Genomic DNA, 14,237 nt, shown 5'->3' on the forward strand with positions numbered 1-14,237 from the left:
TATTAAGGAAAGTTGATGCTTATATGGTTGTTATTAAGCAAGGACATATTTTTGTGTTTATACAGCTGTGATTAAGCGAGTGTATATAAAGTACATGGATATAAAAAATATAAGTTAGATAGATAAAATTAGGAGGATAAGATGAATAAGTATTTTTCGGTTAATGATAAAGTATATGATATAGTTGAAAAAAATCCAAAGGCTCTTGAGTTCTTGGTAAATAATGGTTTTGACCAATTTAAGGATCCAAAGGCTCTTGAAATGATGGGCAAGAAGGTAAGCCTATCAATGGCCCTAAAACTAAAGAAGATGAATGTTGACCTGTTTGAAGAGAGGTTGCTAGCATTTTTGGATAGTGACCTGTCTAGTATTGACACTACACTAGTTGATTCTGCGAGGTCTATAAATCTTGTGAAAAAGAGGGCGGACATAAATATAGAGGGAGTACTACCTTGTCCAATAAGGATTCCTTTGCTTGAAGGTTTCCAATCTTGGTTAAAGGAAAACAAGGATAGTTTTGACTATACAATAGGCTATGAACTTCAGTCTGCAAATCTTGGTCTTGATTGGATCAAGGACCAGGTAAAGACTGGAGATGTCGACCAGATACCAGATGTGTTGATGTCAGCGGGGTTTGACCTATTCTTTGATAAGACCTTGATGGGACAGTTTATGGACGATGATGTATTTGAGGCTGCTACAGATGAATTTAACAAGGACTTTGCCAATGAGTATATAGATTTAAGAGACCCTAAGAAGAAATACCTGATTACAGGCGTAGTGCCAGCCGTATTTTTGGTAAACAAGGATCAATTAAATGGTAGGTCTATTCCTAGGACTTGGGCAGATATACTGAGTCCAGAATTTGAAGATTCTGTTGCAGTTCCAATGGGAGACCTTGACCTATTCAATGCCTTGGTAGTTAGTATTTATAAGGATTACGGAATGGAGGGAATATCTAATCTTGCTAGGTCATATATGAAGAACCTACATCCAGCTGAAATGGTAAAGGCCAAGTCTAAATCAAAGGCAAGTCAGCCAGCAGTTAGCATAATACCTTACTTCTTTACACAGATGATACAGGGAGACAAGCAAATTGCTGTGTGGCCAGAAGATGGGGCAGTGATCAGTCCTATATTTATGATGTCAAAGAAGAAGAGCAAGGAGAGAGTCCAGCCGGTTGTAGACTTTTTTATGTCTCCAGAGGTCGGCAGGGTATTCTCAGCAAATGGTAAGTTCCCTTCTACAAATAAGGATGTAGATAACGGTTTAGGAAAAGACCAGAAATTCAAGTGGGTAGGTTGGGATTTTATCCATTCTACAGATATAGGTAGCCTATTGGTTGACCTTGAAAAGAAGTTTAATGACGAGATATTAAAGTAGATATTAAAAAGTAGATATTAAAGTAGATAGTAAAGTAGATATTAAAAAAGGAGTTAGTTATGAATCTAGTAGTATTTTCTGGTCCTCCATCTTCAGGAAAGACCAGTGTAATTATAAAGACAATAGAAGCCCTACAATCACGTAATATTAAGGTTGGTGTGGTCAAGTTTGACTGCCTGTATACAGATGATGATATCCTGTATGAGAAGATTGGGATACCTGTAAGAAAGGGTCTATCAGGAGCTCTTTGCCCTGACCACTTCTTCGTATCTAATATAGAAGAAGTGGTAAAATGGGGAGTCGATAATGACCTAGACCTATTGATAACAGAATCAGCAGGCTTATGTAACAGGTGTTCACCATATATAAAAGAAATCAAGGGTGTATGCGTTATAGACAACCTTTCCGGAATCAATACTCCTAAAAAGATTGGTCCTATGCTAAAGGCAGCGGATATAGTCATAATAACAAAGGGAGATATAGTGTCACAGGCTGAAAGGGAAGTATTCGCATCAAAGGTGAACTCAGTAAACCCAACATCCATTACTATGCACGTAAATGGTCTTACAGGTCAGGGTACTTATGAATTATCTACCCTATTGATGGATGAAGATAAGAATATTGACACAGTAAAGGGTATGAAGCTTAGGTTTCCGATGCCTTCAGCCCTATGCTCATATTGCCTAGGAGAGACTAGGATCGGTGAGGAATTCCAGATGGGTAATGTTAGAAAAATGGATTTAGAAGACAAGTAGGAGGAATAAAGATGAACGAATTAGAAAATAAAAAAATTAGCAGTTTGCTAGAAGAATATCCTTTTGTTGAATCCTACTTTGAGGAAAACAAGCTAGATGTTGCTGGATTTGAGGATATGACATTTAACCAATATCTTGAACACTTTAGTTTTGAGGAGGTAGAGGATCTTGCCCTTGACCTTAACAAGCTGGCTATAGACCTAGTTGAATATATCAAGCAGATGAAGGAATTCTTGGGCATAGAAGACTCAAATGGTGTAGACGTATTGACTATTTTGCCGGGTCAGAATAAGTCAGGTGAGAGGGAGGGCTTTGACAGGTTAGACATTAAAAAGTCTGAGATGATAGCAATTGTTGGACCTACAGGATCTGGTAAGTCTAGGCTATTGGCGGATATAGAATGGACAGCCCAGGATGATACGCCTACAAAGAGGACGATTCTGATTAACGGTGAATATCCAGATAAAAAGTGGAGATTTTCTTCTAATAATAGGTTGGTTGCCCAGTTGTCACAGAATATGAACTTTGTAATGGACCTATCTGTTAAGGAATTCTTGGAACTTCATGCAAGGTCTAGGATGGTAGACGATATAGAATCCGTGGTTGACAAGATACTTATAGAGGCAAACAAGCTAGCGGGAGAACAGTTTAGGGTGGATACGCAGATTACAGCCCTTTCAGGTGGTCAGTCTAGGGCACTTATGATAGCGGATACAGCTATACTATCTTCATCTCCAATAGTGTTAATAGATGAGATTGAAAATGCAGGTATAGACAGGAAAAAGGCCCTAGACCTATTGGTATCTTCAGACAAGATAGTCCTAATGGCGACTCATGATCCGACACTTGCCCTACTAGCAGATAGGCGTATTATAATCAGCAATGGTGGAATAGCAGATATAATAGAGACTAGTCAAACTGAAAAGGGCAAGCTAAAAGAGCTAGAAGAGATGGATCAAAAAATCCAAGAAATGAGAAGAGCCCTTCGTTTCGGTGAAAGATTACAATAATTCGTATATACAAGTATACCAGGCTATATTTTTTGGTAGATATATTTTAAACCTTCTTAATTTATAATTCAACAAGAAAGATAGCTTAGCACTGAGTAGAGATGTGGTAAAAATACTTAGGCAAAAGGCTATCTTTTTTGATGAAACATATTGATAGAATACGTATTTAAACGTATAATAATAATTGTAAGGAGGTGCTAAGGATGTTTGTTACCTATCCGGCTATTTTTTACAAGGCTATAGATTACGAAGGGTATGTGATTGTTTTTCCGGACTTTGAGAACGGAGCAACTCAAGGAGATAATGAAAATGACGCAATGTATATGGCACAAGATTGGCTTGGTTGTGTGCTGTATGATGATTTTTTGAAAAAAAGAAATTCCCAAAGGCTACCCCAATCGAGGACGTGGTTATAGAAGATGATGAATATAGCATCAAAGAAAAAAGTTTTAAGACATTAGTTGGCATAGATATAGCTGATTATGTTAAAAAAGTTGATACTAAAACAGTGAAAAAGACTCTAACTATACCTAGTTACCTAAATGAGATGGGTAAGGCTAGAGGTGTTAATTTCTCACAAGTGTTACAGGATGCACTAAGACAAGAATTTGATATAGATTAGTTTGAAGGACTCCTAACCAGGGTCCTTTTTTGATGCATAAATTTAAGGAGTATAAAGCAGTTCATATAATCTCCGAAGAGGCATTTGGTTTGGTACCCAGGCGTATCTTCAATTTTTTATATAAAAGTTGAGTAGCATTGAGTAAATCAGGAGTTAATAAAATGGAAGTGATTAATATAAAAATTGATAGCATAATTCCATACGAGAAAAATCCACGAAGAAACGATGAAGCCGTGAAATTTGTTAAAAATTCAATAAAAGAATTCGGATTTAAGCAGCCGATTATTATTGATAAGGATAATGTAATTGTATGTGGCATACACGTCATAGGGCGGCCGTAGAGCTTAAATTAAGTGAAGTGCCATGTATTTATGCGGATGACTTAAACGACGAGCAAATAATGGGCGGTCGCGGTGCAAGCCTAGGGGTTAGCGTAAAAGGCAAAAAGTACGGCTCCGAATACAGAACCATACTAAAGAATGGATACAACCATAACGAAAATGATGGCAAAAAAGGGGCCTCTAAGTTAAGTTTAAAAGAAGTAAAGATGGTAGAAAAGGTTAATAAAATCTGGTATAATTATATTAACAAAAACAGGTAGTAGTATAGGATGGAGTACATGGTGATGGCCAAGGCTCCGGTTCGAATCCGGGCGCCTGGTGAGATAAGTGATAGTATAATGTGAGTACATGGTTGCAGGCCAAGGCGCTGGTTAAAATCCAGACACTTATTTCATTTTGATTAAAAGACACTTAGGGATAGGTGTCTTTTTTTGCGCGAATGAAAGAGGTGATAATATGGGTGGCAGAGGTGCAAGTTTAGGAAGCTTCAACTCAGAAAAAAGTAATCATTTTTTCGCTGTGCATGAAGATGGTAGTAGGGCAAAAATAACTGAGTATAAATTCTTTGAAAACAAAGGGCTATTTTATGCTAGGGAAGAGGGATCTGGTGAATGGATATCGCCAATGACGAGAGAACAAGCCCTAAGAGATGCTAAAAATGCGGTTAAGGCAACATTAGTTGACTCTAAAAAACTTGATAAATATAAAAAACATGTCGCAAAAATTGAAAAGAAGAACGCTGAAAAGTGGAGAAAGGAAGATATTAAAGACCGCCTAAAGAGAATGAAAAATGGTGAAAAATTTTATGCAAACTAGGCTCGTGTCAGTAGAGCGGATAGAGGATATAACACTTATAAGGGTGGTAAACGTGACGTAAGAAGTGAGTATATAAAATATTCTGTATCTCAAAAGCTAGCAGAAACGAAGGGAGATCTTGAAAGACTTGATGGCTGATATCATGGTAATACCGCTCGAAAAGGGTAAGATTAAGCAGGCTAACCAGATAAAGAATCTTGCACAGTTGCAAGGGTTAAATGTCGACACAGAAACCCACCTTGATAGAAGAAGAGTATCGTAGTAGAATAGATAATAAGAAGTGGTTAGATGCAGAATTTTCTAGGATAAGAAGCTGAAAATACATATTAAGAAGCATGGGCACGAATATGGTAGTATTAGCCCTGAAGAATATGTACAAAAAGCCCGAGAACTATTAGCCGAACCATTAAGTGATGATGTGTTAGGCTTTGTTACTAAATCAGGATTTGTATTTAAGGGTAGAATAAGCACTAACGATTTTGCTTTAGGTAGGCAGGATATGAAAATATCAACATTTTTTAAGTATGAGAATGGAGTGAACGATTATATGAGAGAGCAGGTGGAGAGGTTTGGTAAACTATAACAATAATATTACCAGAAAAGAAGAATGCGATTATCCAATGAAATGCCCTGTTTGTGGCAATTGGGTTGATTTCTTTGATATTTGTGATAATTGCGGATATCAAAATCAAGGTATTGATATAGATAATGGTGTAAAAGGACCCAATAAAATGACACTCACGAAGGCGAGAGAAGCATATGCAAGGGGTGAACAGGTGGAGTAATGGATAATTTTAAATACATATATAGGATTTTGAAGATACTTGAAAAGTCTATGGATTTAGAAGAGTTCGACATGGAGTTAATAGGGTATAAGGAACTTGATATATCTAAACTTAGGTGGTCAAGGATAGTGTCAATGTTAAAAGAACAAGAATACATACAGGGTATTGACGTATGGTATTCACTAGACCAAGACTACCCAAGGGTGAAATTGGTTAGACCTGAAATAACATTAAATGGCTTAGAGTATCTTAATGAAAACAGCATGATGAAAAAAGTATATAATGCTGCCAAAGGAATAAAAGAATTGATATAGGCATCTTAACAGTAGTTAGGGTGCTTTTTTAGTACAAAGAAAGAGATGGGGGGAAAGGAAAAAGAAGATGGTCCATATCAGCTACTAAGTGAAGCAGTTGCAGAGGGGTTACTTCACGTCAACTGTCAACATAATCTGAATACTTTTTATCCTGGTATTAGTACTAAACCACCAACGTTAGACCCTAGCAAGGTTGACGAGGCTTATAAGGAAACTCAGCGGCAAAGAAGATTAGAGAGGGCAATCAGGAGACAGAAAAGAGTTGTTGCAGGAACAACGGACTTGACTAACTTCAACAACGATAAAAGAAAACTTGAAGAACTAGAGAGCAGGTTGCCAAAAGGTGATATAGGTAAGACTAAAGTCAGGGATGTTGATGTTAAAAAGACCAAAGATGACTTGATACAAAAGGCTATAGATGGTAAAATTGAAGAAACAAGGAAATATATAAAATCTAATGAGTGTATTAAAAAGATCCATGAGGGTAAGCGAGGCAAACACATAGTAGGTCATAATAATTATGACGGTAAGAGTTATTTAGCCGAAGGGGTTGACCCACAGGAGCTTGTCGACGCCTATCACGGTACAGGAGATTATAAAATAAAAAATATAAATAAAAACTGGGGTAAAAAAGAATTTATTATGTCTAATAAAGTAGTTGGTTATGATGTTGACCCAGTTACTGGGGGAATGACACCGACAAGATATTTTTCAATACACTATTCAGGGGTACACACGTAGTGCCTAGAAAGGAGCAAAACAATGGTAAGTCTAGAGGAAATGAGAAGAGCTGAAGGCCATCAAATTAGAGTCGTTTACACAAATGGTGAATCAAGCGAAGATTATTGTTCGTATTATATGCATCCAGCCAATGATGAAGAGGAAGCAGCTATATTTATAGGTAAGCATTACATTGCGGAACAGTCTGACATTGAAAGTATTACAGTACTAGACTAGTAGGTGTAACAATGGATAATTTTAAATACATATATAGGATTTTGAAGTTACTTGAAAAGTCTATGGATTTAGAAGAGTTCGACCCGGAGTTAATAGGGTATAAGGAATTTGATATATCTAAACCTAGGTGGTCAAGGATAATGTCAATGTTGAAAGAACAAGAATACATACAGGGTATTGACGTATGGTATTCACTAGACCAAGATTACCCAAGGGTGAAATTGGCTAGACCTGAAATAACATTAAAGGGCTTAGAGTATCTTAATGAAAACAGCATGACGAAAAAAGTACATAATGCTGCCAAAGGAATAAAAGAATTGATATAGGCATCTTAACAGTAGTTAGGGTGCTTTTTTAGTACAAAGAAAGAGATGGGGGGAAGGAAAAAGAAGATGGTCCATATCAGTTACTAAGTCAAGCAGTTGCAGAGGGGTTACTTCACGTCAACTGCCAAAATAATCTAAATACTTTTTATCCTGGTATTAGTACTAAACCACCAACGTTAGACCCTAGTAAGGTTGATGAGGCTTATAAGGAAACTCAGCGGCAAAGAAGATTAGAGAGGGCAATCAGGAGACAGAAAAGAGTTGTTGCAGGAGTAATAGAATTAAGGAGAACACTTAATTACTATTTTAGTGAAATATGTACTTCTTAATTCTTTTTTTATTGAAAAATTAAGAGAAAGGGGGTAAAAATGAGGAATTTTGAAAAGATAACAGCACTCTATGAGAGATTAAGTCGTGATGATGAACTGCAAGGAGAAAGTAACTCTATCATCAATCAGAAAAAAATATTGGAAGAATACGCAAGCAAAAATAACCTGTCAAACATTATTCACTTTACAGATGACGGAATCAGCGGAACACAGTTTGACAGACCGGGATTTATGGCAATGATGAACGGAGTCAATCAAGGAAATATTGGTTGTATCATTGTAAAAGATATGAGCAGACTTGGCAGAGATTATCTCAAAGTCGGTCAATGTATGGAGATACTAAGACAAAAGGGCGTAAGACTAATCGCTATCAATGATAATGTAGATAGTTTTTACAGAGAAGATGATTTTACTCCATTTAGAAATATCATGAATGAATGGTATGCAAGAGATATATCAAGAAAAATACAATCGACTTTCAGGTCAAAAGGCGAAAGTGGGAAACATACTGCAAGCACACCGCCTTATGGCTATATCAAAGATGAAAAAGATAAAAACAAATGGATAGTAGATGAAAAAGCAGCAGAGATAGTAAGGCGAATATTTAACCTGACCATGCAAGGCAATGGTCCGTATCGAATAGCAAAGATATTGGAGAGTGAAAAAGTAGATATACCCGCCTATCATCAACAGAAATTAGGCTATGGACTATATCAAAGCAAAAACTTTGAACATCCCTATCGTTGGTGCAGCTCAACAATAGCAAGCATTTTAAAGAAACAGGAATACTTGGGGCATACAGTCAATTTCAAAACAAGAAAGCACTTCAAGGACAAGAAAAGCAAATATGTATCCGAGGATAACTGGCTTATTTTTGAAAATACACACGAGCCAATCATAGACCAAGAAACCTTTGATAATGTGCAAAGGATAAGAGGAAATGTAAAAAGGTATCCTGACGGTTGGGGAGAATATCACCCACTCACAGGACTAATGTATTGTGCAGATTGTGGGAGCAAGATGTATGTTCATAGAACAAGTAACTATAAGAATATTCCCTATTACACTTGCAGTGCCTATACCAAAACCCCTTGCGGCACACTTTGCCCATCAGCACACAGAATAAAAGCAGAAGCGGTCTTAAATCTTATTAGGGAAACACTAAAAGATATTAAAAAATACCTTGATGAAGATAATGAAGCCTTTATCCGTTCCATTCAAAATGAAATGGAAGAAAAAGAAAAAATAGAGATAGAAAAGAAAAAGATAAGATTAACGGAAAGCCAAAACAGACTTCAGGAACTTGAACGACTTATGTGCAGAATTTACGAAGATATGATCCTGAATAAAATACCAAATAGCAGATATGAAATACTAAACAATCAATATGAAACAGAACAGGTCGCTTTAAGTAAAGAAATTAAGGACTTGGAGCAGCAGGTTTCAAGATATGAAAAAGAAACAGACAGAGCAAGAAAATTTATATCCATTATCAGTCGTTATGAAAACTTTGATGAACTTACAACTACAATGATAAATGAGTTTGTAGAAAAGATTATCGTACATGAAAGAGATAGAAAAGGAAGTCAGACATCAAAGCAAAAGATAGAAATTTACTTTAATTTCATAGGAAATTATGAACTGCCACAGGCGGAGTTAAGCGAGGAAGAAAAACAAAAACTTGAGGAAGAAGAAAGAAAAATCAAGGAAATAAAAGATAAACTACATCAAAATTACCTGAAACGAAAAGCAAATGGGAAACAACAAGAATATGAGGAAAGGTATAAGGAAAGGAGAGAACAGAAGAAGCAAGAGAAATTAAAGGTTTTGAAAAGAGTGGGGATACCATTATGTGAAATGTAGAGTTTTTTAACTGAATAATATATCCAAAGTCAATGAATATAAAACAAAATATTCATTGACTTTTAAATTTGTGGGTGTTATAATATCTATGAATAAAAAATAAAAAATTCACAGGTTGGTTTGAGAAGTTTGGAGGTTAAAAATGGCAAAGGCATTTACAGAAGAAGAAAAGATAAAAATCAAAGAAGATATTATGGAAACTGCTCTTGATTTATTTCATGATAAAGGTACGAAATCACTTAGTATTTCGGAATTGACAAAAAGAGTAGGGATAGCACAAGGAAGTTTCTATAATTTTTGGAAAGACAAAGAATCTCTTATCATCGATTTAATGGCATATAGGTCAATACAAAAATTGGAAAACATTGAAAGAGAATTTTCAAATTCACTCACGAATCCTAAAAAATTCCTTTCAGATGTAATTTATAAGTATTCGATAGATATGACTGAGAAAATTAAAACTCAGCCAATTTATCAAGAGGCATTTAGAATATTTGCAAGTCAAGATTCAAAGAAAGTGAATAGAGTAGAAAATATATATGGTGATTTTTTGGATAGGTTAATAGATTATTGGTACAAAAATAATGTAGTAAAAAGCATAGATAAGCAAGGATTATCAAATGCCTTTGTTGGCAGCTTCGTTCTATGTTCAAATTATTTCCATTTTAATAAAGATACCTTTGAAGAAGTGCTTAATATTTATATACAAAGCATTGTTTTTAAATATATAGAAATTTAATTGTATAAAGGAAGGTGATAGCAATGATTCTGGATTTTAATGAGATAAAAAAGGAAGATGTATTAGTTGCTGGAGGCAAGGGTGCTAATCTTGGAGAAATGACTTCTGCTAAAATAAATGTTCCAAGTGGATTTGTTATAACAGCAGATGCATATAGAGATTTTTTAAAAGTAAATGGGATTGATATTCTCATTGAAAATGGAATAAAAAAATCAGTAGATGATGAAAGAAAACTTCTAAATGAATCTGAGCATTTTAGAGGAAAGATAAAGTCTGGAAAATTTCCCGAAAGGTTAGAGAATGCAATAAGAGAAAAATATTTTAATCTTGGAAATAATACAAGAGTTGCAGTGCGTTCTTCAGCAACGGCGGAAGATTTGCCAGATGCCAGTTTTGCAGGGCAACAAGAAACTTATTTAAATGTTCAAGGTATTGAAAGTGTATTGAATGCAGTGCGTAATTGTTATGCTTCGCTTTGGGGGAATAGAGCTGTAAGTTATAGATTTCATCAAGGTTATGATCAAACTTCAGTTTCTATTGCAGTTGTTATTCAAGAAATGATAGAGAGTGAAAAATCAGGAGTTTTATTTACCGTAAATCCAGTAAACAAAAAAGAAAATGAAATGCAAATAAATGCAAGCTTTGGATTAGGAGAAAGCGTTGTAAGCGGAAGAGTTACAGCTGATAGCTACATTATTGACAAATCAGGGAAAATAGCCCAAGTAAATATTGGAAGCAAGGAAACTCAGATTATATATGGGGATAAGGAAACTGTTGAAGTAGCAGTAAGCTCTGATAAAAGAAAAACTCGTGCATTAAATGATAGAGAAATACTTGAACTTATGAAGTGTGGTTTAGAGATTGAAAAACACTATCGCATGCCTATGGATATTGAATGGGCAATCAAAAATGATATTGTATATATTTTACAGGCGAGAGCGATTACCACATTAAAAAATTCTGAAAATGATATAACTTGCAATGATTTAATAGAGAAGTATACAAAGGGTAAAAAAATCAAAAAGGATACACGAGAAGTAATGTCATTCTTTTTAGAAAAAATGCCTTCTGCACATAGAGTTCTTGATTTCGATTATTTGATGGCAATCAATGATCAGAAAGTAAACATTTTATCAGAAGGTGGGATTATTTTACCAAGAAATCCAATTATAGATGATGATGGTATACAAACTTTTTCTGATGAAGGAAAGCGAATTGGAAAGAATATTTTCAAATCTTTTAATATCTTAAAGAACATGAAAGATTTTGAGTTCTGTTATAAGAAGTGCAAAGATTTTATGAATATATATGAAACTGAAATAGAAGAAATCAAGCACTTAAATTTTGAAAATATGACATTAACGGAGTGTGGAAATTTTTTAGAAGAAAGTTATGCTCTTTTGCAAAAGCTTGCTTATGATAGATTTAAGTATGCCTTATTTCCATCAGTATTAAATAGTAAGAAATTTACCAAAATAATAAAAAAAGTAAATAGCAATTATTCATCGTTTGATTTTTATTGGGACTTAGATAATAAAACATCGGTGATTACAAATGATGTCTATACAATGGCTTGTGGGATAAGAAAAAATGAAGCTTTAAAAAGAGCGATAATTTCCGGAGATAATTTTAAGGAATTATATAACAATTATAATGATTTTAAGAACATAACAGATGAGTTTATGAAAGATAATGGCTTTAAATCTGATTATAACTGTTATTGTTTATCTGCAAAAACATTTCTCGAAGATCCTGATAGGCTGACAAATATATTACGACCTATATTAAATGAAAATAGTAATGAAAGTAAAGATATAAAAGATTTTTCTAAGCTTATGGAGAGTATAGAGGGAATCTATGGTAAAAAGTATCAGGATATAGAAAAACAGATAAAATATTTTAGATATTTTCATGTGGTTCGTGAAGAAAGTCAATATTTGTGGGAAACACTATTTTATTATGTCAGAAAGTGTGTTAAAAGAATTAACTTTATACTCTTGGGTGATGAAAACATAGAAACTGGAGTGGCTAATCTTTTTCATAAAGAACTGCTTAAAGCAATTAACAGAGGTACTCTAAATGAGTCAGATAAGGAGAAAATAAAAAGGAGAAACGAAAAATTTCCTTTAGCAGTAAAAGTTTGGGAAGCTTCAAAGTTATTGATTTTTAAAACAGATGGTGATGTCTTAAAAGGAGTAAGCGGAAGCACTGGCATTGCAGTTGGAAAGGTGTGTCTAATAAATAGTCCCAAAGAATTTTATAAAATGAAAAAAGGAGATATATTAGTTTGTCATCTTACAGATCCTGAGTGGACTCCATTATTTAAGCTGGCAAGTGCTGTTGTGGCAGATACAGGTTCTGCTTTAAGCCATGCTGCAATTGTTGCAAGAGAATATAATATACCGGCAGTTCTTGGAGTTGGTTTTGCAACTACCAAATTCAAAGATGGAGATACCATACAAGTAGATGGTAATACCGGCGAGGTCATAGGTTGCTGATATGAAATCAAAAAATCAAATAGATCAAAAAGAATTGAGAAGGCAAAAGATTTTAAGTGAACCACTTTTACCTTTGATAGTAAAAATGTCTGTTCCAACAATTGTTGGTATGCTAATTATGGTTATTTATAATTTGACAGACACATTTTTTGTCGGACTTTTAAATGATAAATCGATGACAGCTGCTATTGGTGTTGTTTTTAGCTTCGTGGGTATTATTCAGGCTATTGGTTTTTGGTTTGGATATGGCAGTGGGAATATTATGTCTAAAAAACTTGGAGAACAAGATGAGGACGAGGCAATAATTATTTCTTCAATCGGAATAGTATTTTCTATTATAAGTGGATTTTTAATAGCTATAATGTCATGGATTTTTATATCTGACTTGACAAAGTTCATTGGTGGGAATGCTTCTGTTAACTTATTTAAATTTACTACTCAGTATTTAAAGGTGATTATAATAAGCGTTCCATTTAGTCTGTATTCAATTACTATTTATAATCAATTACGACTTTGTGGAAATGTAAAAGATGGAATGATAGGTTTGCTTTTAGGAATGTTTAGCAATATGATTCTTGATCCTGTATTTATGTTTATATTCAAGTTTGGGTTTGTTGGAGCTGGATATGCAACTTTGACAGGTCAAATAATTGCGTGTATTGCACTTACTATGTTGGCAAAAGGAAATGGTAATATTCCTGTTTCTTTGAAAAATGTCAAATGTAGTAAAGAACGCATATACCATATTCTTGTAGGAGGAATGCCTAACTTTTCAAGGCAAGCAATTACAAGTGTTTCTCTCATTTTATTGAATAGAGTTGCAGCAAACTTTGGGGACAGTATTATTGCAGCTTTAACCGTTAGTTCAAGAATAGTTGCCATAGCTTATATGATTATGATTGGATGGGGGCAAGGGTTTCAACCTATTTGTGCAATGAATTATGGTGCAAAAAAATATGACAGAGTTAGATCAGCATTTAATTTGACAGTTGTTGTTGGAACTATATTTTTGATTATATCAGCAGTGGTGCTATATATTTTTTCGGAACATTTTGTTATTGCAATGTCAAAAGATAGTGAAGTTATTTCTATAGCAGTGCAAATACTTAGAATGCAATGTATAACAATTCCGTTGTTAGCCTATTATGCGATAAGTAGTATGTTAATGCAAAATATAGGGAAATACTTTTGGTCGTTGATAATTTCGATTTCAAGGCAAGGTATTTTCTACATCCCTCTTTTATATTTACTTACTAATTTATATGAGAAGTTTGGGATATATTTATTGCAACCTGTTTCTGATGTGTTGTCATTTGCTTTGGCTGTTTTTATAGTTTGTAAAATGAAATTTACTTGTTATAAGCTTCAAAAAGATAATATTTAAGGTTTACAGAATATTTATTTAGGAGGGGAAAAATATGTAACTAAGCAATGGAGGGATAAATAATGGGAACATTAAATTCGGTTATTCATATAAGATACATTTATCCTTTTTTATG

At 34.4% G+C, this 14,237-nt stretch carries 18 protein-coding genes and 1 pseudogene; all 19 read left to right on the forward strand.

All coding sequences use genetic code 11. The features are described 5' to 3' along the window. The first annotated feature begins 141 nt into the window (after positions 1-141). Entirely contained in the window at positions 142-1,383 is a 1,242-nt protein-coding gene (locus HMPREF0631_RS06250) for an ABC transporter substrate-binding protein (protein WP_004167176.1), read from the forward strand. A 59-nt stretch (positions 1,384-1,442) separates the two neighbouring features. Further along, positions 1,443-2,138 (forward strand): GTP-binding protein, encoded by a 696-nt coding sequence (locus HMPREF0631_RS06255; RefSeq protein ID WP_004167209.1) that lies wholly within the window; start codon positions 1,443-1,445, stop codon positions 2,136-2,138. An 11-nt stretch (positions 2,139-2,149) separates the two neighbouring features. After that, positions 2,150-3,148, forward strand: a complete 999-nt coding sequence (locus tag HMPREF0631_RS06260; protein ID WP_002845929.1) for an ATP-binding cassette domain-containing protein — start codon at positions 2,150-2,152, stop codon at positions 3,146-3,148. A gap of 203 nt (positions 3,149-3,351) precedes the next feature. After that, positions 3,352-3,564 carry a type II toxin-antitoxin system HicB family antitoxin gene (locus tag HMPREF0631_RS10205; RefSeq protein WP_080547799.1) on the forward strand — a complete coding sequence of 71 codons (213 nt, stop codon included), beginning with the start codon at positions 3,352-3,354 and terminating at the stop codon, positions 3,562-3,564. Further along, positions 3,555-3,770 carry a hypothetical protein gene (locus HMPREF0631_RS10210; RefSeq protein WP_004167223.1) on the forward strand — a complete coding sequence of 72 codons (216 nt, stop codon included), beginning with the start codon at positions 3,555-3,557 and terminating at the stop codon, positions 3,768-3,770. Before HMPREF0631_RS10205 ends, HMPREF0631_RS10210 begins: the two co-directional genes overlap by 10 nt. Positions 3,771-3,931: 161 nt before the next feature. After that, positions 3,932-4,111 (forward strand): ParB N-terminal domain-containing protein, encoded by a 180-nt coding sequence (locus HMPREF0631_RS06270; protein ID WP_002846345.1) that lies wholly within the window; start codon positions 3,932-3,934, stop codon positions 4,109-4,111. 59 nt (positions 4,112-4,170) lie between these two features. Continuing rightward, positions 4,171-4,371 (forward strand): hypothetical protein, encoded by a 201-nt coding sequence (locus HMPREF0631_RS06275; protein ID WP_004167186.1) that lies wholly within the window; start codon positions 4,171-4,173, stop codon positions 4,369-4,371. 196 nt (positions 4,372-4,567) lie between these two features. Continuing rightward, entirely contained in the window at positions 4,568-4,927 is a 360-nt protein-coding gene (locus HMPREF0631_RS06280) for a hypothetical protein (RefSeq protein WP_004167156.1), read from the forward strand. Positions 4,928-5,045: 118 nt separating this feature from the next. Beyond that, entirely contained in the window at positions 5,046-5,189 is a 144-nt protein-coding gene (locus tag HMPREF0631_RS09915) for a hypothetical protein (protein ID WP_004167191.1), read from the forward strand. Positions 5,190-5,496: 307 nt separating this feature from the next. Further along, positions 5,497-5,712, forward strand: a complete 216-nt coding sequence (locus tag HMPREF0631_RS06285; protein ID WP_004167253.1) for a CPCC family cysteine-rich protein — start codon at positions 5,497-5,499, stop codon at positions 5,710-5,712. Then, on the forward strand, positions 5,712-6,026 hold the full coding sequence (locus HMPREF0631_RS06290) for a YjcQ family protein (RefSeq protein ID WP_004167218.1): 315 nt from the start codon (positions 5,712-5,714) through the stop codon (positions 6,024-6,026). Before HMPREF0631_RS06285 ends, HMPREF0631_RS06290 begins: the two co-directional genes overlap by 1 nt. A gap of 45 nt (positions 6,027-6,071) precedes the next feature. Beyond that, positions 6,072-6,767 (forward strand): phage minor capsid protein, encoded by a 696-nt coding sequence (locus HMPREF0631_RS10215; RefSeq protein ID WP_004167213.1) that lies wholly within the window; start codon positions 6,072-6,074, stop codon positions 6,765-6,767. A 21-nt stretch (positions 6,768-6,788) separates the two neighbouring features. After that, on the forward strand, positions 6,789-6,983 hold the full coding sequence (locus HMPREF0631_RS06300) for a hypothetical protein (protein ID WP_004167252.1): 195 nt from the start codon (positions 6,789-6,791) through the stop codon (positions 6,981-6,983). A gap of 11 nt (positions 6,984-6,994) precedes the next feature. Next, on the forward strand, positions 6,995-7,309 hold the full coding sequence (locus HMPREF0631_RS06305; RefSeq protein WP_004167155.1) for a YjcQ family protein: 315 nt from the start codon (positions 6,995-6,997) through the stop codon (positions 7,307-7,309). Positions 7,310-7,401: 92 nt separating this feature from the next. Beyond that, a pseudogene (locus HMPREF0631_RS10295) lies at positions 7,402-7,638 on the forward strand (phage minor capsid protein); the annotation flags it as partial. A gap of 39 nt (positions 7,639-7,677) precedes the next feature. Then, positions 7,678-9,501 carry a recombinase family protein gene (locus HMPREF0631_RS06310; RefSeq protein WP_004167207.1) on the forward strand — a complete coding sequence of 608 codons (1,824 nt, stop codon included), beginning with the start codon at positions 7,678-7,680 and terminating at the stop codon, positions 9,499-9,501. A gap of 142 nt (positions 9,502-9,643) precedes the next feature. After that, complete coding sequence (locus HMPREF0631_RS06315) at positions 9,644-10,240, forward strand: TetR/AcrR family transcriptional regulator (RefSeq protein ID WP_004167152.1); 597 nt, start codon at positions 9,644-9,646, stop codon at positions 10,238-10,240. A gap of 23 nt (positions 10,241-10,263) precedes the next feature. Continuing rightward, entirely contained in the window at positions 10,264-12,738 is a 2,475-nt protein-coding gene (locus tag HMPREF0631_RS06320) for a PEP/pyruvate-binding domain-containing protein (protein ID WP_004167210.1), read from the forward strand. A 1-nt stretch (position 12,739) separates the two neighbouring features. Beyond that, positions 12,740-14,122, forward strand: a complete 1,383-nt coding sequence (locus tag HMPREF0631_RS06325; protein WP_004167211.1) for an MATE family efflux transporter — start codon at positions 12,740-12,742, stop codon at positions 14,120-14,122. Positions 14,123-14,237 lie beyond the last annotated feature (115 nt).

The sequence above is a fragment of the Peptostreptococcus anaerobius 653-L genome (assembly GCF_000178095.1).
Classification (GTDB): Bacteria; Bacillota; Clostridia; order Peptostreptococcales; family Peptostreptococcaceae; genus Peptostreptococcus; species Peptostreptococcus anaerobius.

Coding starts and splice junctions, on each gene's coding strand:
- HMPREF0631_RS06255 (WP_004167209.1), top strand. CDS start 1,443: ATGAATCTAGTAGTATTTTCTGGTCCTCCATCTTCAGGAAAGACCAGT.
- HMPREF0631_RS06320 (WP_004167210.1), top strand. CDS start 10,264: ATGATTCTGGATTTTAATGAGATAAAAAAGGAAGATGTATTAGTTGCT.
- HMPREF0631_RS06280 (WP_004167156.1), top strand. CDS start 4,568: ATGGGTGGCAGAGGTGCAAGTTTAGGAAGCTTCAACTCAGAAAAAAGT.
- HMPREF0631_RS06290 (WP_004167218.1), top strand. CDS start 5,712: ATGGATAATTTTAAATACATATATAGGATTTTGAAGATACTTGAAAAG.
- HMPREF0631_RS06270 (WP_002846345.1), top strand. CDS start 3,932: ATGGAAGTGATTAATATAAAAATTGATAGCATAATTCCATACGAGAAA.
- HMPREF0631_RS06260 (WP_002845929.1), top strand. CDS start 2,150: ATGAACGAATTAGAAAATAAAAAAATTAGCAGTTTGCTAGAAGAATAT.
- HMPREF0631_RS10215 (WP_004167213.1), top strand. CDS start 6,072: ATGGGGGGAAAGGAAAAAGAAGATGGTCCATATCAGCTACTAAGTGAA.
- HMPREF0631_RS06275 (WP_004167186.1), top strand. CDS start 4,171: ATGGGCGGTCGCGGTGCAAGCCTAGGGGTTAGCGTAAAAGGCAAAAAG.
- HMPREF0631_RS06315 (WP_004167152.1), top strand. CDS start 9,644: ATGGCAAAGGCATTTACAGAAGAAGAAAAGATAAAAATCAAAGAAGAT.
- HMPREF0631_RS06305 (WP_004167155.1), top strand. CDS start 6,995: ATGGATAATTTTAAATACATATATAGGATTTTGAAGTTACTTGAAAAG.
- HMPREF0631_RS06325 (WP_004167211.1), top strand. CDS start 12,740: ATGAAATCAAAAAATCAAATAGATCAAAAAGAATTGAGAAGGCAAAAG.
- HMPREF0631_RS10205 (WP_080547799.1), top strand. CDS start 3,352: ATGTTTGTTACCTATCCGGCTATTTTTTACAAGGCTATAGATTACGAA.
- HMPREF0631_RS06250 (WP_004167176.1), top strand. CDS start 142: ATGAATAAGTATTTTTCGGTTAATGATAAAGTATATGATATAGTTGAA.
- HMPREF0631_RS06310 (WP_004167207.1), top strand. CDS start 7,678: ATGAGGAATTTTGAAAAGATAACAGCACTCTATGAGAGATTAAGTCGT.
- HMPREF0631_RS06300 (WP_004167252.1), top strand. CDS start 6,789: ATGGTAAGTCTAGAGGAAATGAGAAGAGCTGAAGGCCATCAAATTAGA.